The sequence below is a fragment of the Herbiconiux flava genome (genome assembly GCF_013409865.1).
Classification (GTDB): Bacteria; Actinomycetota; Actinomycetes; order Actinomycetales; family Microbacteriaceae; genus Herbiconiux; species Herbiconiux flava.
Genome location: NZ_JACCBM010000001.1, coordinates 1,641,229 through 1,661,973 on the forward strand (window position 1 = coordinate 1,641,229; position 20,745 = coordinate 1,661,973).

At 68.5% G+C, this 20,745-nt stretch carries 26 protein-coding genes and 1 tRNA gene; 16 read left to right on the top strand and 11 right to left on the bottom strand.

Annotated features, from left to right (window positions below; genetic code table 11):
* Positions 1-22 precede the first annotated feature (22 nt).
* Positions 23-1,114 (top strand): sensor histidine kinase, encoded by a 1,092-nt coding sequence (locus tag BJ984_RS07950; protein ID WP_309298939.1) that lies wholly within the window; start codon positions 23-25, stop codon positions 1,112-1,114.
* Positions 1,111-1,791 carry a response regulator transcription factor gene (locus BJ984_RS07955; RefSeq protein WP_173183516.1) on the top strand — a complete coding sequence of 227 codons (681 nt, stop codon included), beginning with the start codon at positions 1,111-1,113 and terminating at the stop codon, positions 1,789-1,791. The genes BJ984_RS07950 and BJ984_RS07955 overlap by 4 nt, the downstream gene beginning before the upstream one ends.
* A 51-nt stretch (positions 1,792-1,842) precedes the next feature.
* On the opposite strand, the gene BJ984_RS07960 is transcribed toward BJ984_RS07955, so the two are convergent.
* Positions 1,843-2,439: a hypothetical protein gene (locus BJ984_RS07960; RefSeq protein WP_179547552.1), complete on the bottom strand. Its 597-nt coding sequence runs from the start codon at positions 2,437-2,439 to the stop codon at positions 1,843-1,845.
* 126 nt (positions 2,440-2,565) lie between these two features.
* Here BJ984_RS07960 and BJ984_RS18610 point away from each other — a divergent pair, with 126 nt between their 5' ends.
* The 4 genes from BJ984_RS18610 to rlmB are packed head-to-tail and all read left to right on the top strand — an operon-like array spanning position 2,566 to position 6,683.
* Positions 2,566-3,048, top strand: a complete 483-nt coding sequence (locus tag BJ984_RS18610) for a CarD family transcriptional regulator (RefSeq protein ID WP_171703727.1) — start codon at positions 2,566-2,568, stop codon at positions 3,046-3,048.
* A gap of 2 nt (positions 3,049-3,050) precedes the next feature.
* On the top strand, positions 3,051-4,208 hold the full coding sequence (ispD, locus tag BJ984_RS07970; RefSeq protein ID WP_179547553.1) for a 2-C-methyl-D-erythritol 4-phosphate cytidylyltransferase: 1,158 nt from the start codon (positions 3,051-3,053) through the stop codon (positions 4,206-4,208).
* Positions 4,209-4,234: 26 nt separating this feature from the next.
* A complete protein-coding gene (cysS, locus tag BJ984_RS07975; protein WP_179547554.1) occupies positions 4,235-5,653 on the top strand; it encodes a cysteine--tRNA ligase in 1,419 nt (472 codons plus the stop codon).
* Positions 5,646-6,683, top strand: coding sequence for a 23S rRNA (guanosine(2251)-2'-O)-methyltransferase RlmB (rlmB, locus tag BJ984_RS07980; protein WP_179547555.1), 1,038 nt, complete (start codon positions 5,646-5,648; stop codon positions 6,681-6,683). Before cysS ends, rlmB begins: the two co-directional genes overlap by 8 nt.
* On the opposite strand, the gene BJ984_RS07985 is transcribed toward rlmB, so the two are convergent.
* Together BJ984_RS07985 and BJ984_RS07990 are read right to left on the bottom strand one after the other, a co-directional pair.
* Positions 6,680-7,972: a DUF4032 domain-containing protein gene (locus tag BJ984_RS07985; protein ID WP_179547556.1), complete on the bottom strand. Its 1,293-nt coding sequence runs from the start codon at positions 7,970-7,972 to the stop codon at positions 6,680-6,682. The two genes, rlmB and BJ984_RS07985, sit on opposite strands and share 4 nt — an antisense overlap.
* Before the next feature lie 81 nt (positions 7,973-8,053).
* A complete protein-coding gene (locus BJ984_RS07990) occupies positions 8,054-9,151 on the bottom strand; it encodes an ABC transporter ATP-binding protein (protein ID WP_179547557.1) in 1,098 nt (365 codons plus the stop codon).
* A gap of 215 nt (positions 9,152-9,366) precedes the next feature.
* On the opposite strand from BJ984_RS07990, the gene BJ984_RS07995 reads away from it, so the two are divergent.
* Both BJ984_RS07995 and BJ984_RS08000 read left to right on the top strand, forming a co-directional pair.
* Entirely contained in the window at positions 9,367-10,272 is a 906-nt protein-coding gene (locus tag BJ984_RS07995; RefSeq protein WP_179547558.1) for a DsbA family protein, read from the top strand.
* Positions 10,273-10,357: 85 nt separating this feature from the next.
* Positions 10,358-10,433 (top strand) — tRNA-Thr (locus BJ984_RS08000).
* A gap of 35 nt (positions 10,434-10,468) precedes the next feature.
* On the opposite strand, the gene BJ984_RS18925 is transcribed toward BJ984_RS08000, so the two are convergent.
* Both BJ984_RS18925 and BJ984_RS08010 read right to left on the bottom strand, forming a co-directional pair.
* Positions 10,469-10,762 (bottom strand): tyrosine-type recombinase/integrase, encoded by a 294-nt coding sequence (locus BJ984_RS18925; protein ID WP_309298940.1) that lies wholly within the window; start codon positions 10,760-10,762, stop codon positions 10,469-10,471.
* Positions 10,717-11,349, bottom strand: coding sequence for a tyrosine-type recombinase/integrase (locus BJ984_RS08010; RefSeq protein ID WP_179547559.1), 633 nt, complete (start codon positions 11,347-11,349; stop codon positions 10,717-10,719). Before BJ984_RS08010 ends, BJ984_RS18925 begins: the two co-directional genes overlap by 46 nt.
* A 132-nt stretch (positions 11,350-11,481) precedes the next feature.
* Between BJ984_RS08010 and BJ984_RS08015 the strand changes: the two genes are divergently transcribed.
* Positions 11,482-11,667: a hypothetical protein gene (locus tag BJ984_RS08015; RefSeq protein ID WP_179547560.1), complete on the top strand. Its 186-nt coding sequence runs from the start codon at positions 11,482-11,484 to the stop codon at positions 11,665-11,667.
* A 32-nt stretch (positions 11,668-11,699) separates the two neighbouring features.
* On the top strand, positions 11,700-12,023 hold the full coding sequence (locus BJ984_RS08020) for a hypothetical protein (RefSeq protein WP_179547561.1): 324 nt from the start codon (positions 11,700-11,702) through the stop codon (positions 12,021-12,023).
* Here the strand turns inward: BJ984_RS08020 and BJ984_RS08025 are convergent.
* Both BJ984_RS08025 and BJ984_RS08030 read right to left on the bottom strand, forming a co-directional pair.
* Positions 11,996-12,400: a hypothetical protein gene (locus BJ984_RS08025; RefSeq protein WP_179547562.1), complete on the bottom strand. Its 405-nt coding sequence runs from the start codon at positions 12,398-12,400 to the stop codon at positions 11,996-11,998. The genes BJ984_RS08020 and BJ984_RS08025 overlap by 28 nt on opposite strands.
* A gap of 20 nt (positions 12,401-12,420) precedes the next feature.
* A complete protein-coding gene (locus BJ984_RS08030; protein ID WP_179547563.1) occupies positions 12,421-13,173 on the bottom strand; it encodes an AbiV family abortive infection protein in 753 nt (250 codons plus the stop codon).
* Positions 13,174-13,665: 492 nt separating this feature from the next.
* Between BJ984_RS08030 and BJ984_RS08035 the strand changes: the two genes are divergently transcribed.
* Positions 13,666-14,172, top strand: coding sequence for a helix-turn-helix domain-containing protein (locus tag BJ984_RS08035; RefSeq protein ID WP_179547564.1), 507 nt, complete (start codon positions 13,666-13,668; stop codon positions 14,170-14,172).
* Between the two features lie 305 nt (positions 14,173-14,477).
* On the opposite strand, the gene BJ984_RS08040 is transcribed toward BJ984_RS08035, so the two are convergent.
* Entirely contained in the window at positions 14,478-14,651 is a 174-nt protein-coding gene (locus tag BJ984_RS08040) for a hypothetical protein (RefSeq protein ID WP_179547565.1), read from the bottom strand.
* Between the two features lie 146 nt (positions 14,652-14,797).
* On the opposite strand from BJ984_RS08040, the gene BJ984_RS08045 reads away from it, so the two are divergent.
* Positions 14,798-15,010, top strand: coding sequence for a multidrug transporter (locus BJ984_RS08045; protein WP_179547566.1), 213 nt, complete (start codon positions 14,798-14,800; stop codon positions 15,008-15,010).
* A gap of 4 nt (positions 15,011-15,014) precedes the next feature.
* On the opposite strand, the gene BJ984_RS08050 is transcribed toward BJ984_RS08045, so the two are convergent.
* The 3 genes from BJ984_RS08050 to msrB all read right to left on the bottom strand — a co-directional run bounded on the left by BJ984_RS08050 (position 15,015) and on the right by msrB (position 17,287).
* Positions 15,015-16,217 (bottom strand): MFS transporter, encoded by a 1,203-nt coding sequence (locus BJ984_RS08050; protein ID WP_271206502.1) that lies wholly within the window; start codon positions 16,215-16,217, stop codon positions 15,015-15,017.
* 114 nt (positions 16,218-16,331) lie between these two features.
* Positions 16,332-16,883 carry a nitroreductase family protein gene (locus tag BJ984_RS08055; RefSeq protein ID WP_373877394.1) on the bottom strand — a complete coding sequence of 184 codons (552 nt, stop codon included), beginning with the start codon at positions 16,881-16,883 and terminating at the stop codon, positions 16,332-16,334.
* A gap of 2 nt (positions 16,884-16,885) precedes the next feature.
* The gene (gene msrB / locus BJ984_RS08060) at positions 16,886-17,287 is read right to left on the bottom strand and encodes a peptide-methionine (R)-S-oxide reductase MsrB (RefSeq protein WP_179547567.1); all 402 of its coding nucleotides are present in this window, start codon (positions 17,285-17,287) and stop codon (positions 16,886-16,888) included.
* 136 nt (positions 17,288-17,423) lie between these two features.
* Between msrB and BJ984_RS08065 the strand changes: the two genes are divergently transcribed.
* From BJ984_RS08065 to groL, 4 genes are all read left to right on the top strand, one after another.
* Positions 17,424-17,675, top strand: coding sequence for a DUF3263 domain-containing protein (locus tag BJ984_RS08065; protein ID WP_173183527.1), 252 nt, complete (start codon positions 17,424-17,426; stop codon positions 17,673-17,675).
* 14 nt (positions 17,676-17,689) lie between these two features.
* Complete coding sequence (locus BJ984_RS08070) at positions 17,690-18,313, top strand: LytR C-terminal domain-containing protein (RefSeq protein ID WP_179547568.1); 624 nt, start codon at positions 17,690-17,692, stop codon at positions 18,311-18,313.
* Between the two features lie 211 nt (positions 18,314-18,524).
* Positions 18,525-18,728, top strand: coding sequence for a cold-shock protein (locus BJ984_RS08075; protein WP_173183529.1), 204 nt, complete (start codon positions 18,525-18,527; stop codon positions 18,726-18,728).
* Positions 18,729-18,907: 179 nt separating this feature from the next.
* Entirely contained in the window at positions 18,908-20,527 is a 1,620-nt protein-coding gene (groL, locus tag BJ984_RS08080) for a chaperonin GroEL (RefSeq protein ID WP_179547569.1), read from the top strand.
* Positions 20,528-20,745 lie beyond the last annotated feature (218 nt).

Sequence of the window (20,745 nt, forward strand, 5' to 3'; positions counted from 1 at the left end):
CCTGGTCGTCGGAGCAGGTTTCATGGCCCTCCTGCACGTCGCCGAGCGGCGCGGGAGCGACGCCGTCGCGGCGACCTCGAGCGCCGTCCCCGACGGCGTCGATCAGGTGATCGACGCGATCGAGTCGGCGGGCCTCGTGCTCGACCCCTCGAACAACGTCGTGAAGGCCTCGGCGGCCGCCTACACCTACGGCCTGGTGTCGAACCAGGTGCTCGTGCATCCGGAGATCGACGGGCTGGTCGCCCGCGTGCGTCGCACCGGCGAGCCCGTCGACCAGGAGATCACGCTCGCCCGCGGGCCCTTCGGCGAGGCGCTGATCCACCTCGACGTGCGCGTGGCGCGGCTCGGCAGCCGCTACGTCGTGGTGCTCGCCGACGACCGCACCGACTCGTACCGGCTCGAGGAGACGCGACGGGACTTCATCGCGAACATCAGCCACGAGCTGAAGACGCCGATCGGCGCGATCTCGCTGCTCGCCGAGGCCCTCGAACCGGCTTCCGACGACCCGGAGCAGGTGCGCCGCTTCGCCAAGCGCATGGCCACCGAGGCCACGCGGCTCTCCCAGATCACCCGCGAGATCATCGAGCTGTCGCGTCTGCAGGCGACGGATGTGCTGAGCACCGCGAAGCGACTCGACCTCGACGGCATCATCTCGAACGCGGTCGACCAGAACCACGTCGCGGCTGACGCCCGGCACATGACCCTCGCGGTCGGCGGCAAGAAGCACGTCATGATCGACGGCGACGAGACCTTGCTCACCCTCGCGGTGAACAACCTGATCGCCAACGCCATCCAGTACTCGCCCGACGGCTCGCGCATCGGCATCGGCGTGCGCCTGGAGGAGGGCGTCGTCGAGCTCTCGGTCACCGACCAGGGCATCGGCATCCCCGAGGACGACCTGCCCCGCGTCTTCGAGCGCTTCTTCCGGGTCGACCAGGCGCGCTCGCGCAACACGGGCGGCACCGGTCTCGGCCTCAGCATCGTCAAGCACGTGGTGCAGAACCACGGCGGAGACATCCGGGCCTGGTCGCAGATCGGCCAGGGCTCGACGTTCACCATCCGGCTGCCGGAGGCCTCGAACTCCGCAGCCGCCCTGCAAGGAGAGAAGCGATGACCCACATCCTGCTGGTCGAAGACGAGGCCGCGCTGAGCGAGCCGCTCAGCTACCTGCTGCGTCGCGAGGGCTACGGCGTGACCGTGGCGCCCGACGGCCCGAGCGCGCTCAGCGAGTTCGACCGGGGCGGCGTCGACATCATCCTGCTCGACCTGATGATCCCCGGCATCCCGGGCACCGAGGTCTGCCGTGAGATCCGCACCCGCTCCTCGGTGCCGATCATCATGCTGACGGCGAAGGACTCGGAGATCGACATCGTCGTGGGCCTGGAGCTCGGCGCCGACGACTACGTCACCAAGCCGTACTCGACGCGGGAGCTGCTGGCGCGCATCCGAGCCGTCATGCGGCGTCAGCTCGAGGTGCTCGACGCCGCCGAGCCGATGCTGAAGGCCGGCCCGGTGTCGATGGACGTGGAGCGGCACACGGTCGCCGTCGACGGCACCGAGGTCTCCATGCCGCTGAAGGAATTCGAGCTGCTGGAGCTGCTGCTCCGGAACGCCGGTCGCGTGCTCACGCGCGGGCAGCTGATCGACCGGGTCTGGGGCTCGGACTACTTCGGCGACACCAAGACGCTCGACGTGCACATCAAGCGCATCCGCTCGAAGATCGAGAAGACGCCGTCGGAGCCGACGCTGCTCGTGACCGTGCGGGGGCTGGGCTACCGCTTCGAGGCCTAGGCCTCACGGACCCTGGGGGCTGCTCGCCCTCGGGGTCACTCGCCCTGGGGGCTACTCGCCCTCGGGGCTCTGCTGGGTCCCTTCGGTGCCGGACGTGGGCTCGGGGGTCGGGACCACGGTGGGGGTCGGCAGCGCGACGGTGGGGGTCGGCGTGGGAGTCGCGGTGGGCGCCAGGCCGTCGTACTCGGGCAGCGAGGTGTTCAGCACCGGCACCATGAGCTGCTCGCCCTCGGTGTCGCCGTACTGGAAGTAGACGGGGAAGAGGCTGCCCGGCTCGGTGACGTTCTCGAGCAGGATCTGCTCGGAGTCGCTGCCGCCGAAGCTCGTGATGGTGCCGACGTTGTCGGCGTCACCTTCGAGCTCGACCTCCTGGGAGACGCGCTCACCGGTGGAGCCGTTCTCGTACTGCACCGTGACCGACTGGGGCTGGTCGGTGTTGTTGACGAAGGAGACCAGCAGGCTGGCGAGCTCGCCGCTGTCGCTGATCAGGGTGGCGTTGCGCACGTCGACGTCACCGATGGTGGTGTTGACGCCGTCGGTGACCTGCTTGATCTCGCCGGTCACCTGGGGCGTGATGAAGGCGCACCCGGCCGTACCGGTGACGACGAGTGCAGCCGTCAGAACGGATGCCGCGAACCGAGCTCTCACAAGACCCTCCAGAGGCGTAGACGCTTTGACTTCACCCTACAACGCGGCGGCGGGGAGGGGCTGGTTAGGACACCCTTAGTACATGCCCGCTGTGGTATCCTAGAGGTCACGGAAGGACATCCATACATGCTTTTTGAGGTCGGCGAGACTGTCGTTTACCCCCACCACGGAGCCGCAACGATCTCCGAGGTGAAGACCCGGGTCATCAAGGGCGAAGAGAAGATCTACCTGAAGCTCCGTGTCACCCAGGGAGATCTGACGATCGAGGTGCCCGCCGAGAACGTCGACCTGGTCGGCGTCCGTGACGTCATCGGCCGCGAGGGCCTCGACAAGGTGTTCGAGGTGCTGCGCGCTCCCTTCACCGAGGAGCCCACCAACTGGTCGCGCCGCTACAAGGCCAACCTCGAGAAGCTCGCCTCCGGCGACGTCATCAAGGTCAGCGAGGTCGTGCGCGACCTCTGGCGCCGCGATCAGGATCGCGGGCTCTCGGCCGGCGAGAAGCGCATGCTCGCGAAGGCCCGTCAGATCCTCATCTCCGAGCTCGCGCTCGCCGAGAAGACCGACGAGGAGAAGGCGTCGCTCGTCCTCGACGAGGTCCTGGCCTCCTAGCAGTGCCGGCCACCCCCTCGGTCGCGGTCATCGTCGTCGCGGCCGGCTCCGGCACGCGCCTCGGGCTGAACCGGCCCAAGGCCTTCGTCGAGATCGCCGGCCGCACCATCCTGTCGCGCTCGCTCGACCCGGTGCGCGGCATGGCTGAACCTGTGTCGATCGTGGTCGTCGTGCCCGAGGCGCTCGTCGCCGAGACGGCAGCCGGGCTCGATGCGGCCGTGGTGGCGGGTGCCGCCACCCGGCAGCAGTCCGTCGCCGCCGGGCTGGCCGTCGTGCCCGAGGGCACCGAGATCGTGCTCGTGCACGACGCGGCCCGCGCCTTCACCCCGCCCGAGGTCTTCGACCGGGTGGTCGCCGCCGTGCGGGCGACCGGTCACGGCGTCATCCCGGGGCTGCCGGTCACCGACACCATCAAGGGTGTCGCCGCCGACGGCACCGTGCGTGACACGATCGACCGCTCCACCCTCACCGCGGTGCAGACCCCGCAGGGCTTCCCGCTCGGGCAGCTGACCGAGGCCTACCGGCTCGCGGCCGGCGACTTCACCGACGACGCCGCCCTCCTGCGCGAGGCCGGGCATCCCGTCTCGGTGGTGGCCGGCGACGGCCGCTCGTTCAAGATCACCACGGCAGACGACCTCGGCCGCGCCGAGGACCTGCTGCGCCGGAGCCTCCCCACGATGCGCACCGGCGTCGGCGTCGACGCCCACGCCTTCTCGACCGACGAGGGCGAGGAGCTCTGGCTCGCCGGTCTGTTCTGGCCGGGGGAGCGGGGCCTCTCGGGGCACAGTGACGGCGACGTCGTCGCGCACGCCATCTGCGACGCCCTGCTCGGTGCGAGCGGGCTCGGCGACCTCGGCAGCCGCTTCGGCACCGCCGACCCCGAGCTGGCCGGTGCGCACGGCGAGGTCTTCCTGCGCCGCACCCGCCAGATCCTCGCCGCCGAGGGCTTCACGGTCGGCAACGTCTCGGTGCAGCTGATCGGCAACCGTCCCCGCTTCTCGCCGCGGAAGGCCGAGGCCGACGCGCTGCTGTCGGCCGTGCTCGGAGCCCCCGTGAGCGTCTCGGCGACCACGACCGACGGGCTCGGCTCCGTCGGGCGGGGCGAGGGGCTCACGGCGATCGCGACGGCGCTCGTCGTCGGCGTCACACGCAGCGGCTGAGCGGGGCGGCCCTCTAAACTGTGGGGGTGACCATCCGACTCTACGATTCGAAGGCCCACGCGCTCACCGACTTCTCGCCCATCGTTCCGGGCCGGGTCGGCATCTACGTGTGCGGCCCGACCGTGCAGTCGTCCCCGCACATCGGGCACCTGCGCTCGGCGCTCGTCTACGACCAGCTGCGCCGCTGGTTCGACCACAACGGCTACGTCGTCACCTTCGTGCGCAACGTCACCGACATCGACGACAAGATCCTGATGAACGCGGCCGGCACCACCGAGGAGTGGTGGGCGCTGGCCTACCGCATCGAGCTCGAGTTCACCGCGGCCTACAGCGCCATCGGCGTGCTGCCGCCCACCTACGAGCCGCGGGCCACCGCCTCCATCTCCGAGATGCAGGCGATCATCGCCCGGCTGATCGAGAACGGCCACGCCTACGCCACCGACGACGGCACGGGCGACGTCTACTTCGACACCGCCTCCTGGCCCTCCTACGGCGAGCTGACCCGCCAGAAGCTCGATGACATGGCGCCGGCCGGCGACTCCGACTCCCGCGGCAAGCGCGACGTGCGCGACTTCGCCCTCTGGAAGGGGCACAAGGAGGGCGAGCCGCAGACGGCCGCCTGGCCGAGCCCCTGGGGCGCCGGCCGCCCCGGCTGGCACATCGAGTGCTCGGCGATGTCCACGAAGTACCTCGGGCCGCAGTTCGACATCCACGGCGGCGGCCTCGACCTGCGCTTCCCGCACCACGAGAACGAGCTGGCCCAGTCGCACGCGGCGGGCGACCCCTTCGCCAACCTCTGGATCCACAACGGCCTGGTGGCCGTCACCGGCCAGAAGATGTCGAAGTCGCTCGGCAACTCGATCTTCGCGGCTGAACTGATCGCCTCGGCCCGCCCGGTGGTGCTGCGCTACTACCTCGGCGCCGCCCACTACCGCTCCACCCTCGAGTACCACGAGGGGGCGCTGGAGGAGGCCGAGGCCGCGGTCTCGCGCATCGAGGGCTTCCTCGAGCGCGCCGAGCGCCGGCTCGAGGGCACCCGCTTCCAGGGCACCGCCGTGCTGGTCGTGCCCGAGGAGTTCCGGGAGGCGATGGACGACGATCTCAGCGTGCCCCAAGCGGTCGCGGTCATCCACGAGACCGTCCGCCGCGGCAACGCCGCCCTCGACGACGAGGACTTCGCCGAGGCGGCCACGCTGCTCGGCCAGGTGCTCGCCATGACCGAGGTGCTCGGCATCAACCCCCTGGCCCCCGAGTGGGCCTCCCGAACCGACAGCGGGGCCGAGCGCGCGCTCGGCGCGCTCGTCGAACGACTCGTCTCCGACCGGGAGACGGCACGCAAGAGCCGCGATTTCACCACCGCGGACCGCATCCGGGACGAACTCGGACAAGCGGGGATCTCGATAGAAGACACGCCCACGGGCGCGCACTGGAGTCTCGATGGCTAAATCAGGATCGGCACGCCCCTCGCGGGCCGGAGCCGTACGCAAGAGCAGCAAGGGCCGTGCCGTCGGCTCGGGCGGGCAGGGGCGCCAGGCGCTCGAGGGCAAAAAGCCCACGCCCAAGGCCGAAGACCGGCCGTACCACCCCGCCGGCAAGGCCAAGGCCGCGCGTGACCGCTTCGCCGCGGCCGGCGGCAAGGGCCGGCCCGGCGCCCGCTCGTCCTCCGAGCGGGGTCAGGATGCTCCGCGGAGCGCTCCCGCCCGCCGGGTCAAGAAGGCCGACGACAGCGAGATGGTCACCGGGCGCAACTCGGTGGTCGAGGCGCTGCGCGCGCAGATCCCCGCGACGGCGCTCTACGTGGCGTTCCGCGTCGAGGTCGACGAGCGCGTCAAGGAGGCGCTGTCGCTGGCGAACAAGCGCGGCATCCCCGTGATGGAGGTCATGCGCCCCGAGCTCGACCGGCTCTCCGGCCACGACTCCGTGCACCAGGGTCTCGCCCTCAAGGTGCCGCCCTACGAGTACGCGCACCCCGAGACGCTGCTCGACCAGGTCACGCGCAAGGGTCAGACGCCGCTGTTCGTGGCACTGGACGGCATCACCGATCCGCGCAACCTCGGGGCGATCATCCGCTCGACCGCCGCGTTCGGCGGCCACGGCGTGATCGTGCCCCAGCGTCGCTCGGTGGGCGTCACCGCCTCGGCCTGGAAGACCTCGGCCGGCGCCGCCGCGCGCACGCCCGTCGCCATGGCGTCGAACCTCACCCAGACCCTCAAGGCCTTCAAGGCCGCCGGTGTCTTCGTGGTGGGCCTCGACGGCGACGGCGACGTCGAGCTGCCGGGCCTCGACTTCGCCCAGGGCCCGATCGTGATCGTCGTGGGCAACGAGGGCAAGGGGCTGTCGCGCCTGGTCACCGAGACCTGCGACGCGATCGTCTCGATCCCGATCTCGTCGGGCACCGAGTCGCTGAACGCCGGCATCGCCGCCTCGGTCACCCTCTACGAGATCGCCAGGCAACGCACCCTGAAGAAGGGTTAGACCTTCAGTCGCCAGTCCTCGTCGTCGGACGCGGCGTCCTGCACCGCGATGGCCATCGTGATCGCCCCGGTCGGGGGCTCGATCACGGTGGCCTCGTCGCGTCGGTGGCGCAGGATGTCCTCGACGTAGGACGAGAGGGCCTCGGCCAGCGGCACGTCGCGGTTCTGCTCCTGGCTCATGTACCAGCGGTGCTCGAGCAGCTGGTGGAAGATCTCGGCCGGCTCGAGCTTGCCCTTGAGGTCGCGCGGGATGGCGCGGATGACCGGCTCGAACACCTTGGCGAGCCACTCGTGCGCGAGCATCTCCTCGTCGTAGGCCTTCCGGCCGTACTTCGCCGTGTACGAGTCGAGGTCGTTCAGCAGGCGCCGGGCCTGGTTCTCCTGGGCGTCGAGGCCGGTGAGGCGGAGCAGGCGGCGCTGGTGGTGCCCCGCATCCACCACCTTGGGCTGGATGCGCACGGTCGTGCCGCCCTCGGTGGTCTTGATCGCGAGCTCTTCGATGTCAAAGCCGAGGTCGTTCAGGCGGTCGACGCGCTCGTTGATGCGCCAGCGCTCGGAGCTGCTGAACGACTCGGAACCCGTGAGCTCCTTCCAGAGCGAGCGGTAGGCCGCGACGATGCCGTTCGAGACGGTGATCGGGTCGAGCTCCTCGTCGATGCGGCCGCCGGCCTCGAGGTCCATCAGCTCGCCGGCGATGTTCACGCGGGCGATCTCGAGGTCGTTCTCGCGCTGGCCGTTGGAGAGGCCGCCCTCGTAGAGTTGGCCGGTCTCGGCGTCGACGAGGTAGGCGGCGAAGGCGCCGGCGTCACGACGGAAGAGGGTGTTCGAGAGCGAGACGTCACCCCAGAAGAAGCCGATCACGTGCAGGCGGACGAGCAGCACGGCGAGGGCGTCGACGAGGCGGGTGGCCGTGTCGGGGCGCAGCTGCTGGGAGAACAGCGCGCGGTAGGGCAGCGAGAACTTCAGATGCCGGGTGACGAGCGCGGAGTTCAGCACGTCGCCGTCGTAGGTGCGGCGGTTGGTGACCACGGCCAGAGGGTCGACGCAGGGCACGTCGAGACGCTGCAGGGTGCGGAGCATCTCGTACTCGCGCTTGGCCATCTCGTCGGTGGTCTCCTTGATGGCGATCACGTGGCCCGAGAGGTGGGCGAAGCGCACCAGGTGACGGGAGATGCCCTTGGGCAGCGCGGCGATGTACTCGTCGGCCCAGTCGTCGAGCGGCAGCTCCCAGGGCAGGTCGAGCAGCGCCGGGTCGGCCGTGGCGGAGGTGATGTTCAGGGAGGTGCTCATGGGCTCATCCGTCTCGTGAGGGGAAGACGACTCTGCCGTGGCCCCTGGGAGCCACGGCAGAGTCGATCAGGATCGGGCAGGTCAGACGATGGCCTTGTTGCCCATGCGCTCGCCCGACTCGAGGTCGAACAGGTGCACGTGGTTCGGGGCGGCGGTGAGGTACACCTTGTCGCCGACGAAGGGGTGCGAGCGGCCGTCGACGCGGGTGACGATGTCGGTGCGCTTGCCCTCGATCTCGGAGTGGCCGTAGAGGTAGCCGTCGGCGCCGAGCTCCTCGATCAGGTCGACCGTGACCTCGAGGCCCTCGCCCGGGGTGGAGGAGAGCACGATGTCCTCGGGACGGACGCCGATGGTGGCGCTGGTGCCCGTGGTGCTGGCGAGCGTCTCGCGGTCGACCGGCACGATCGAGGTGCCGAAGCGCACTCCGCCGTCGGCCAGGTCGGCGTGGAACAGGTTCATCGCGGGGGAGCCGATGAAGCCGGCGACGAAGACGTTGTTCGGCTTCTCGTACAGGTCGCGCGGGGTTCCGACCTGCTGGAGCAGTCCGTCCTTCAGCACGGCGATGCGGTCGCCCATGGTGAGCGCCTCGGTCTGGTCGTGGGTGACGTAGACGGTGGTGACGCCCAGGCGGCGCTGCAGCGACGCGATCTGGGTGCGGGTCTGCACGCGGAGCTTGGCGTCGAGGTTCGACAGCGGCTCGTCCATCAGGAACACCTGGGGCTGACGCACGATGGCGCGGCCCATGGCGACGCGCTGACGCTGACCACCCGAGAGGGCCTTGGGCTTGCGGCTGAGGTAGGGCTCGAGGTCGAGCAGCTTCGCGGCCTCGAGCACGCGGGCGGCGCGCTCGTCCTTGCCGACGCCGGCGATCTTGAGCGCGAAGCCCATGTTCTCGGCGACCGTCATGTGCGGGTAGAGCGCGTAGTTCTGGAAGACCATCGCGATGTCGCGGTCCTTCGGGGGGATGTCGGTGACGTCGCGGTCACCGATCAGGATGCGGCCCTCGTTGACCTCTTCGAGACCGGCCAGCATGCGCAGCGACGTGGACTTGCCGCAGCCGGAGGGGCCGACGAGCACGAGGAACTCGCCGTCGGCGACCTGAAGGTCGAGCTTGTCGACCGACGCGCGGGTGGCGCCGGGGTAGACGCGGGACGCCTTGTCGAAAGTGACAGATGCCATGTTCATTTCTCCTTCACCGGCAGGTACGTGCCGGACGATCCGTTGTGATGGATGGAACCGACCCTCGACAGCGAGGGTCCATCGCTCATTCTCGCACAGCTCGGGCGCACAGCCACCCTGTGGCCAGTTCCCAGACTGCCTTCCTACTATCCTTGAGTGGTCGCGAGCCCCTGGTCGCGCTCCACCCCCCTGACACCACCACACGGAAGAGACGTATGACCATCGACGGACCCGGAGATCGTCAGTCCAAGAACCAGCGACGCGAGGCCGCCCGGGAGAAGGCGAAGCAGCTCCGCGAGGAGCAGCGCAAGAAAGAGGTGCGCAACCGCGCCATCCTCATCTCCTCGCTCAGCGTCGTCGTCATCGCGATCATCGTCGGTGTCGCGCTCGTGATCGTGTCGACCATCCGCCCGGCCGGCCCCGGCCCGCAGAACATGGCGAGCGACGGCATCCAGATCGGCACCGGCTTCGTCGCGGAGACCACTCCGGCCCTCGCCGCCGGCGAAGACCCCGTGCCGACCGTGAACGACCCGGCGTCCGGCACCGTCGACATCCGCGTCTACCTCGACTACATGTGCCCCTACTGCGGCCAGTTCGAGGCCACGAACAACACCCAGCTGGGGGAGTGGATCGAGTCCGGCGCCGCCACCGTCGAGATCCACCCGCTGTCGATCCTCGACCGCTCCTCGCTCGGGTCGAAGTACTCCACGCGCTCGGCCAACGCCGCCGCCTGCGTCGCGAACTACTCGCCCGATCAGTTCTGGGACTACAACTCGCTGCTGTTCCAGAACCAGCCCGCCGAGAACACCGAGGGCCTCGACAACCAGAAGCTCAAAGACCTGGCCGGTGAGGCCGAGGTGACGGCGCAGGGCGACATCGAGTCGTGCATCGACGACACCACCTTCCGGGGCTGGGTCGCCGACTCCACCTCGCGGGCCCTCGAGGGCCCGCTGCCCGACACCGACGAGGCCAAGGTCACCGGCACCCCGACCGTGCTCGTGAACGGCGAGAAGTACACCGGCTCGCTCACCGACCCCGACGCGTTCAGCGCCTTCGTCGTGCAGGTCTCGGGCGAGGCCTACTCGACCGCGACGCCGACCCCCACTCCCACCGCGGGCTGATCGGCCCCAGGACGGCCGTCCGGTGCGCCGGGCGGCCGTCCTCCTGCGCAGCTCCTGCGTCGCTACAATGAGGTGTTCCACCCCAGCCGGCCTGGCGCAATTGGTAGCGCACCGCTCTTGTAAAGCGGGGGTTACGGGTTCGAGTCCCGTGGCCGGCCCCACGATCCGTTGTTCTGCGCGGAACTGCCGCTGAGGCTCACGCCGCCGCCGAGCCGCCAGTCATGATTTGCTCATGATGAGCATTCTTCTCTGCGCGAGCTAAGGCTTTCGCTCGTGCTGCCTCGACCTTCGAAGTGACCTCATCGAGCCGATCGGGCCACAGATGGCCGTACGTGTTCAGTGTCTCCGTAGCGTCCCGGTGACTCAACATCCTCTGCACCAGCTTCACGTCGGCGCCGGCTGCGATCGCCATGCTCGCAGCGGTGTGACGCAGCTTGTGCGGTGTCACACCCACCTCGTCGAGGCCCGCCCCGCGACCGCCTTGGCCCACACTCGAGGCCGCCAGTTGTGATCGTGGACGGCCTGACCAGATTGAGCGCGGAAGACGTATTCGTCGTCCGTGCGCCCATCGAGTAGTGGCTTCAGTTCTTCCACGATGAAGCTCACCAGAGGAACCACGCGACGTTCACCGGTCTTCGGCATTCCAAGCTTCCGGGCTCCAGCCGCGTCGATGGTCCAGGTCCTCCGGACGGACACTCTCCTAGTGGTGATGTCGACGTCGGCGACCGTCAGAGCCAGCGCCTCGTTGATCCGCAGCCCCGAGTAGGCCAGCAGCAGAACCAGGGCCCTATCGCTCTGCGTGCCGGCAGCTTCGGCCGCGTCCGCGAGCGACTCGACTTCCTCGAAGTTGAGGTAGATCTGCTCCGCCTTCTGCGATGCCGGAAGCTTGACGCCGGCAGCGGGGTTGGAGGAGACCCATCCCGCCTTCACCGCGTACCCAAGAACCGCCGACGTGACGTAGTGCAGACGATCGATACTCGTCAAGCTCGCCGGCGCAGCGTCGGCCGAGTCGATGCTCGTCAACAACAACTTGACGGTGCTTGGCAAAGCCAGCGTGGTCGATGACGTCGAGCTCATCAGCAATCTGGACGTACCGAACCTGCCACCAGTGCCAACGGGCATGACGACGTACGAGGTGGTCGTTGGTTCCAACGGGCGGCTATACCGCGGCCCTGCCATCTGACGAAGCGGTGCCGGTATGGTCGGGGTGTGGCAGAAACCTCGATCCCAGGAGTCGGTATCGCGACCTATGAAGTCCGGACCGAGAGCTTTTACCAGCCTGGCTACGAGCTTCGAACAGCCGAGGACATCCGCGTCGACGGCGCGGTCCCCGACGCGGCGACGAAGCAGCTGGTCGAGGCCCACCTGAAGCGGCTCGCGATCATCAATCAATAGGCGTCGCTCCGATCCGCCTTGGAGGCAATGAAATGAGCAACGAATCGAGTGACCTGGACCAGTCGATAGTCGAGCTGGCTCGCGAGCAGGTCGATGCGCTCGAGGTACCAGAGTCGGAAGTCAGGCGCATCTATCTGGAGCTCGCCGCGCTCGCTCAGGACACCGAGTTGCCCGGACCGGAGTTCGTGCTCGCGCAGGTCGGCTTTCTGGCCATGACGACCGCTCTGCGTGAGAACTTCGAGAAGAAGACTCCACTGCAGGAGCAGGCCGACTTCCTGCGGGCACGGCGCGAGATCAAAAAGCTCACTGGTATCGAGGTCAGGAACCCCTATGACGTCTCGCCGCCTTCTTCGTAAAGATCTTCCCTGATTTCTGCCTCGCGCATTGCTAGACCCGCAAGCGTCGCTTCGATCTGACCGATACGAAGCGCATCCCCGTAGCTCTCAGCCACCTGAAGCCAGTAGCGATTCTTCTCTTGGTCCGCGAGAACTTGCTGCAGCTCGTTTCGGAGCGACCTCTCGGCACGAGTGGCGAGTGTGTGCTGAGCTGCCGCTTCCGCAGCGCGAGCGTATGCCGTCTGCTCCTCAGCCGCGCGAGCTCTGCGATTCGCAAGGACGCTGTCTCGTATTGCGACGATCAGCGCAAGAAGAGTAACCAGACCGATGAATACATTGGCGGCGAAATTCCACCAATCCGAGGCTGAATCAGGAGCGAAAGGGTTACCGGTGAGCATCCGCCGAGCTTAGCGAAAGGTCAAGCCGCCGACTCCGGTTCGTTGCCGCCGCCGCCGCCGCCGTAAGGAGTGCCTGTCTCTGAGAGCCGCCCGATCGCGTCGTCTTGGGCCTCCCAGCCCTCTCTCGACTGTCGCTGCACCGCAAGGCGACCGCCATCCGCGTAGGCGGCGTAGAGGTCAGTGTCTGGGATTGCCGATCGATCGGGCTGCTCACCGATGAACTTGATGTGGTCGCCCAAGCGAAGCTGCCACCCGATTTGATCGACGATCGCGACTAACTCCGCGACGTCGTCGCCAGTCTCGTCGTAAGGCTTGCGGGTCCGACCGGTCCCCTTGTCGATGTCGACGTACAGGCCGCTCATGCGATTCGCGCTCTGCTTCTCGGCGAACGCGTCCAGATCCGCGAGATAGTCCTCAACCGATCCGAGGAGCAGATCGTTGGGCTCCGGCGGCTCGACATCGAACCAGTAGTCGTGGTTCAGGATGAACGCGCGCACCTCACGCAGCTTGGGCTGATGATTGCGCCAGTCCCGCCAGAACTGATCGTCCAGCTCGGGGTCGCGGTGGCCGGCGGTGTGGCTGACGATCTTTGCCTTGTGAATCATGATCGCCTTGCCGGATTCCTCGAGAGCCACGATCGCGAGTGCACGGGCCCTGCCGCCGGCACCTACTGCAGCCAGAGCTTCGGCTTCCCGTGCCAGGCGCCACGCGTTCGACAGGAGCGCGTCGTAGAGCGACTCGACCTGCTCGAACGTCAGCTTTCGATTCGCCACCGTAACCCCCGCCCTCGACGTTACCTGCAGCCTAGCGATCACCCCAAGCGCCCTTCGGGGTGAAGTTCTTGCCGGCCGGCACCATCGCGTGCAGCGCCGCTCTATGGCATGCGGCCGCGGCGTCCGCGAGGGTCCCGAAGTAGCCGATGAGCTCGCGCGGCTCGGTCGATACATTCACTGCGCGGAAGCGCCACACCGTCTCGAGGCCGCGGCGTACCGTACTGCGAGGTAGCGGATCTCCACAAACGGCCCCTCTGTGCCCGGGCGGGGGAAGAGCCAAGTGGTGGGCAGGACCGTGTCTACGGGATGCCAAGCGGGCAACAGGGGCTCCTCTCTCGGGAGCGCGCCGGCCCGCGCACCAAGACCGTAGCAGTGCCCTCGGACAGCGCCCGTCTTGCGCTCGTGTGCCCAGCTGTCTCAGATACGACACCTATCCGGTCGGTTCGTGACAGCGTAGGTGCAGCCGCCTCCGCACGTGTCTAGAGTCGCTGCGTGACCACCCGCGACGCAGCTCTGGCGAATGTCAAGACGAACCTACGTGCAGCGATGCAGCAGGCCCGACTCTCGCCAGCAGAGGTCGCTGCTGCCGCTGGAATGAACCGCTCTACCGTTTCCCGGAGGCTGCTCGAGGGTGCCGACATGCCCATAGCCGATGTGTTCAGGATCGCACTGGCCTGCGGAGTGGACCCCGTCGAGATGTTCGCGGAATCAGGCCGCGTCGAAACTGGAGCCTCATCTGGAGCGCAGGCACAGACAAATCGACTAGCCGCGTTCGTTCGGACGATTGTGCGCGAGGAGCTGCTTCGATCCGACAACGCGAAGATCGCCTACTCTATCCCGGAGGCTGCAGACGCCGCAGGGCTGAGCACCACCTCGATCAGGAACGCGATCGCCCGCAACGACCTCGTGCCATCGTTCTACGGGCCTAAGCCGTTGCTGCCGCGGGCCGAACTTGAGCGGTGGCTCGTGGCCATGCCGTCCGAGCCCCCACGGAGGTAGGGGACCCCTCGCCCCCATCAATCGCGAGCCCGCTTCGCGTTCTGCCTCTCGCTGTGCGCATGAGTCTGGGGGGTACTTCGATGTCATGATCTGGTCATGATGGCCCGCGGCTCAAGCGTGAAGTAGCGGAATCAAGACGAACCGTTCCGGCGCCCGGGTTTCGCATGCCTGCGCGCTTCTCGGACGCAGGGGAAGGTACTTAGATGTACTGCGAAGTGACGCGAGAGAAAGCGGGGGTTACGGGTTCGAGTCCCGTGGCCGGCCCCACGCGCATCCGCCCTGCTCGGCCTGATCAGCCGGGCGGGTCAGCTCAGGATGCGGTCGCCGTACATCGCCATCACGGCGAGACCCACGGCCACGACGCCCATGACGGCGACGAGCACGATCCTGCCGATGCGCAACGCGCGGTCGCGTCGCGGGTTGACGTAGTAGCGGCTGGAGTTGCGTCGCCCTCGGCGACGTCTCGTCGTCGAAGGCATGACGCCAGATTACGACGTCTGAGCGCCAGGATCATTGCGGTCGTGTGAACAGATGCTGTGAGACGTGTGACGCGTTCGGGGGGCGTCGAGCGGATGCGCGGAGCGGCGTTCGTGCGCGCATCCGCTCACCGGGGTTGACTTGACCCATGCGCGAACCCACCGACGCCGAGAAGCGCCACGACCAGCTGACCAGTGCCCCCGACGCGACGGAGGCCGACGCGGCCCCGCGCATCGACGTCTCGACGACGGCCGACGGAACGACGCGGATCGACATCCGTGACGACGCCGAGGTGCGGCCGGGCGGCGACCCCGAGATCATCGACCCCGACGGCGACGCCGGGGCCAGCTCTCGCGAGTGACGGTTCAGGCCCTGCTGCGCGCCCGGTCGACCGCGAACGACGCCAGCAGCGCCACGAAGCCGAGCGCCGCCAGCCCCACGCCCACGTAGGCGGGGGCGAGGTAGCCGAAGCCGGCCGCGATGGCGACGCCCCCGAGGAACGCGCCGAGCGTGTTGCCGATGTTCAGCGCCGAGTGGTTCAGGGCGGCGGCGATGGTCTGCGCGTTGTGCGAGACGTCCATCAGCCGGGTCTGGATGGCGGGCGAGCACGACCCGGCGAAGGCGCCGACGAAGAAGATCGAGATCATCAGCCCCGCCACGGTGTGCGCGGTCAGGGCGAAGGCGAGCACCGAGACACCGGTGCCGAGGATGCCGATGACGAGCGAGCGCTTCACCGACCGGTCGGTCAGCCAGCCGGCGAGGGCGTTGCCGATGGTCATGCCCACGCCGAAGGCGACGAGCACCCAGGGCACGAAGCCGTCGCCCTGCCGGGTGACGTCGGTGACCACGGGAGCGACGTAGGTGTAGACGGCGAACACGCCGCCGAAGCCGATCGAGCCGACCGCGAGCGTGAGCCAGACCTGCAACCGGGTGAACGCCTTCAGCTCGTTGCGCATCGTGGCCGTCGGGTCGCCCGGCCGGAACGGCACCGTGAGGGCGATCGCGACGAAGGTCACCGCGAAGATGATGCCGACCATCAGGTAGGCGCTGCGCCAGCCGAAGTTCTGGCCGAGGAAGGTGCCGAAGGGCACGCCGACCACGTTGGCGATGGTGAGGCCGCCGAGCACGAAGGCGACACCGCGGGCCCGCTTGTCGGGCCCCATCAGCGAGGCCGCGACGAGCGAGGCGATGCCGAAGTAGGCCCCGTGCGGGAGGGCACTGAGGAATCGGGCGGCGAGCACCAGTCCGAACGAGGGCAGGATCGCCGAGAGCAGGTTGCCCACGACGAACACGGCGACCAGGACGAGCAGCAGGCGCTTGCGGGGCCAGCGCGCGGCGGCCGCAGCGATCGTGGGAGCGCCGACCACGACACCGAGGGCGTAGGCCGAGACGAGCAGGCCCGCATTGGCGTTGGCACCCGCCGCGTCGACCGCGTACTGGCCGGGCAGCAGGTCGGCCGCGATGTTCGGCAGCAGTCCCATCGTGACGAACTCGGTGACGCCGATGCCGAAGCCACCGAGCGCGAGGGCGAGGATGGCGAGCCACCGCCGCGCCGCGGGCACGTCGATGAGCGCCGGCCCGGCGGGGAGGTCCTGGGCGGCGGAGCCGTCGGCAGGAAGAAGGGAGTCGTCATCGACCGGAGCACGATCCAGATCGGTCACAGTGCCCCCAGCCTACGGCCGTCAGAGGGTCGAGAGGTGCTCCGAGACGCGGATGCGCCCCTTCCCGCGGGGCTTCCGCCCTCGGGGCGGCACGCCTCCCACATAGAGCCAGCCGAGCAGCTCCTCGTTCTTGCCGAGCCGGTGGGCCTTCTTCACGGCCTTGGCGCGGGTGTGCTCGCCGGTGCGCCAGAACACGCCCCAGCCCTCGTCGTCGAGCACGAGCGAGAGGTTGTGCGCGACTCCGGCGGCCACCGCCTCCTGCTCCCACTTCGGCACCTTGTGCTTCGGGGCGTACGACACGACGATGGCCAGCACGAGCGGGGCGCGGTGCGCCTTCGCCACGAACTTCTCGACGTCCTTCTCCTTCGCGCCGTCGGCCTCGGCGAGGCCCCGGCCCAGGCGGCTGATGCCGTCGGCTCGCATTTCGATGACGCGCCACGGGCGCAGGCCGCTGTGGTCGGCGAGCTGGCCGGCCGCCTCGACGGCCGCGGCCACCTGGGCGGGACTGGGGGCCGCATCCGTCACCTTCGACGACGAGCGGCGGGCGAGCATCGCCTCCTTCACACCGGGCACGGCTACACGACCTCGTCGAAGGTGAGCGAGACGGAGTTCATGCAGTAGCGGTCGCCCGTCGGCGTCTGCGGTGCGTCGTCGAAGAGGTGGCCGAGGTGCGAGCCGCAGCGGGCGCAGCGCACCTCGGTGCGCACCATGCCGAGCGTGCGGTCCTCGATCAGCTCGACGGCGTCCGAGCCGGCCGGGTCGTAGAAGCTCGGCCAGCCGCAGTGCGAGTCGAACTTGGTCTCGCTGCGGAAGAGCTCGGCCGAGCAGGCCTTGCAGCGGTAGACGCCCTCGCGCTGCTCGTCGAGCAGCTCGCCCGTCCACGGGCGCTCGGTGGCGGCCTGCCGCAGCACGGCGAACTCCTCGGCCGAGAGCTCCTCGCGCCACTCGTCGTCGGACTTGGAAACCTGGTAGCTCATGATGCTCCTGCTGTAACGGGATCGGGTGATCGGGGCCGCGAACGATCATCGCAGGAATGTCTGGGTGCCGCGCGGCTATCGGCGGGCGTTGAGCTACCCGCCAATATGATGTCGGGATCGGACAGGAGGGCAGGGCATGGAGCTCAGCGAGCGGGACATCCGCATCCTCGTCTTCGAACGCAGCTGGTGGCGCCACGCCGGCGCCAAGGAACAGGCGATCCGCAAGACGTTCGGCCTCTCCTCCGCCCGCTACTATCAACTTCTCGGTGCGCTGATCGACTCCCCGGCCGCTCTCGCACACGACCCGATGCTCATCAAGAGGCTTCAGCGGGTTCGGGAGGCGCGCCTCGCAGCGCGCTCGGCCCGGCTGCTGTCGCGCGACGACTAGGACCCTGCCGCTCCATGCCACGTTTCCCCGAGGACAGCTTCGACCGCCTGCCCGCCCCGTCCGGGCGCGTGGGCGCGCATCGCGGCCCCGTGCCGCGCGGTCGGGGATGGCGCGTGCTCGCCTGGGCGGCGCTCGCGACGGTGCTGCTCGTGGGTGCGGGCATCGGCTACCTCGCGATCATCGACAACAACAACCAGTTCACGGATGCGCTGGGGGGCGCCGGCTCGTCGGAGGCCGCCACCGAGGCGCCGACCCCGACCCCCACGGTCGCGCCGGTCACCGACGGCACCAAATCGGTCACCGTCCTGAACGGCACCGAGATCGCGGGACTCGCCACCCGGGTCGGCGACGCGGCGGTCGCGAGCGGCTGGAACGTCGGATCGCGCGCCAACGCCAGCACCACCGACTTCGCGACCACCACCGTGTACTACGCCGATGCGGCGAACGAAGGGGCCGCACTCGGCCTCGCCCAGTTGCTCGGCGGGGTGCCGACCGAGCTGAACGCCTCCTTCCCGGGCGCCGACCTCACCGTGGTGCTCGGCACCGACTACGCCGGGCCCGGGCTCACCGACGCGGCGGCGCCGGCGGAGGAGGCGCCGGCGGAAGAGGCCCCGGCCGAGGACGCTCCGGTCGAGTAGCGGCGGCGTCCGCCGGTCGTGCCGGCGGGCATCATGGACCCCCTCGCGGGGCCCCGTTGTTTCGCGCACGTTTCGACCGTGTTGAGTTGCTGTCACGATGTGTCGAATTCACCCGGATCGGCCGTCGTGCTCGCCGGACCAGTGATTAGTATCTGGAAATGGGCGTGGCAACCGTGTCACTTCTGCAGAAACACAGCACTTGGGAGTAACGATGGCGAACGGAACCGTGAAGTGGTTCAACGCTGAGAAGGGCTTCGGCTTCATCACGGTCGACGGGGGCGGACAGGACGTGTTCGTGCACTACTCGGCGATCGACATGAGCGGCTACAAGGTCCTCGAGGAGGGCCAGCAGGTCGTCTTCGAGGTCGGCACCGGATCGAAGGGTCCGCAGGCGGAATCGGTCCGTCTGGCCTGACGGGTTCGATCCAGCGAGACGCCCCGCCCTTCTGGGCCGGGGCGTTTCGCCATGCCCGGCGTCGTCACAGGTTCACTTGCACTCGCGCACCCCGAGTGCCAATATTGGTTTAGCACTCATGAAGTTCGAGTGCTAACCGCTGAATCTTTGATGACGTCCAGGGAGGACGAGAAACACACATGGCAAAGATCATTGCTTTCGATGAAGAGGCCCGCCGCGGCCTCGAGCGTGGCCTGAACACGCTCGCCGATGCCGTCAAGGTCACGCTCGGCCCGCGCGGTCGCAACGTCGTCCTCGAGAAGAAGTGGGGCGCCCCCACGATCACCAACGACGGCGTGTCCATCGCCAAGGAGATCGAGCTCGACGACCCCTACGAGAAGATCGGTGCCGAGCTCGTCAAGGAGGTCGCCAAGAAGACCGACGACGTCGCGGGTGACGGAACAACCACCGCGACCGTGCTCGCTCAGGCGCTCGTCAAGGAGGGCCTCCGCAACGTGGCCGCCGGCGCCGACCCCATCAGCCTCAAGAAGGGCATCGAGAAGGCCGTCGCGGCCGTCTCCGCCGAGCTGATCAAGAACGCCAAGGAGATCGAGACCAAGGAAGAGATCGCCGCCACCGCGTCGATCTCCGCCGCCGACCCCGAGATCGGCGCCATCATCGCCGAGGCCATCGACAAGGTCGGCAAGGAGGGTGTCGTCACCGTCGAGGAGTCGAACACCTTCGGCACCGAGCTCGAGCTGACCGAGGGCATGCGCTTCGATAAGGGCTACCTGTCGGCGTACTTCGTCACCGACCCCGAGCGTCAGGAAGCGGTCTTCGAAGACCCCTACATCCTGATCGTCAACTCGAAGGTCTCGAACATCAAGGACCTGCTGCCGATCGTCGACAAGGTCATCCAGACCGGCAAGCAGCTCCTCATCATCGCTGAGGACGTCGACGGCGAGGCCCTGGCCACGCTCGTCGTGAACAAGATCCGTGGCATCTTCAAGTCGGTCGCCGTCAAGGCTCCCGGCTTCGGCGACCGTCGCAAGGCGCAGCTGCAGGACATCGCGATCCTCACCGGCGGCCAGGTCATCTCCGAGGAGGTCGGCCTCAAGCTCGAGAACGTCTCCCTCGACCTGCTCGGCCAGGCCCGCAAGGTCGTCATCACGAAGGACGAGACCACCATCGTCGAGGGTGCCGGCGACGCCGACGCCATCGCCGGCCGCGTGGCTCAGATCCGTGCCGAGATCGAGAACACCGACAGCGACTACGACCGTGAGAAGCTCCAGGAGCGTCTCGCCAAGCTCGCCGGCGGTGTCGCGGTCATCAAGGCCGGTGCCGCCACCGAGGTCGAGCTGAAGGAGCGCAAGCACCGCATCGAAGACGCCGTGCGCAACGCCAAGGCCGCCGTCGAAGAGGGCATCGTCGCCGGTGGTGGCGTCGCCCTCATCCAGGCCGGCAAGACCGCGTTCGCGAACCTCGACCTCGTCGGTGACGAGGCCACCGGTGCGAACATCGTCAAGGTCGCCATCGAGGCGCCCCTGAAGCAGATCGCCTTCAACGCCGGCATGGAGCCGGGTGTCGTCGCCGCCAAGGTGCGCGAGCTCGACTACGGCTGGGGCCTGAACGCCGCGACCGGTGAGTACGTCGACCTCCTGGCCGCCGGCATCATCGACCCGGCCAAGGTCACCCGCTCGGCGCTGCAGAACGCCGCGTCGATCGCCGGCCTCTTCCTCACCACCGAGGTCGTCGTCGCCGAGAAGCCCGAGAAGAACCCGGCTCCGGCCGGCGACCCCACGGGCGGCATGGACTTCTAGTCCGCACGGGGTGCCGCGGCCCGCGCCGCGTCACCCCACCCGCGGCTCGCGCCGCACGCACCACTGCACCACTGCACTACCCCACAGGGCGGCTCCTCCGGGAGCCGCCCTTCTGCGTTCCCCGACGGTCCTTCGCCGCTCGGATCTCAGCCCGCGGGTGCACCCGGATGACGGAAGTTGCTTCTACCGACCCAGCCATGATCATCTCGGGTAATCGC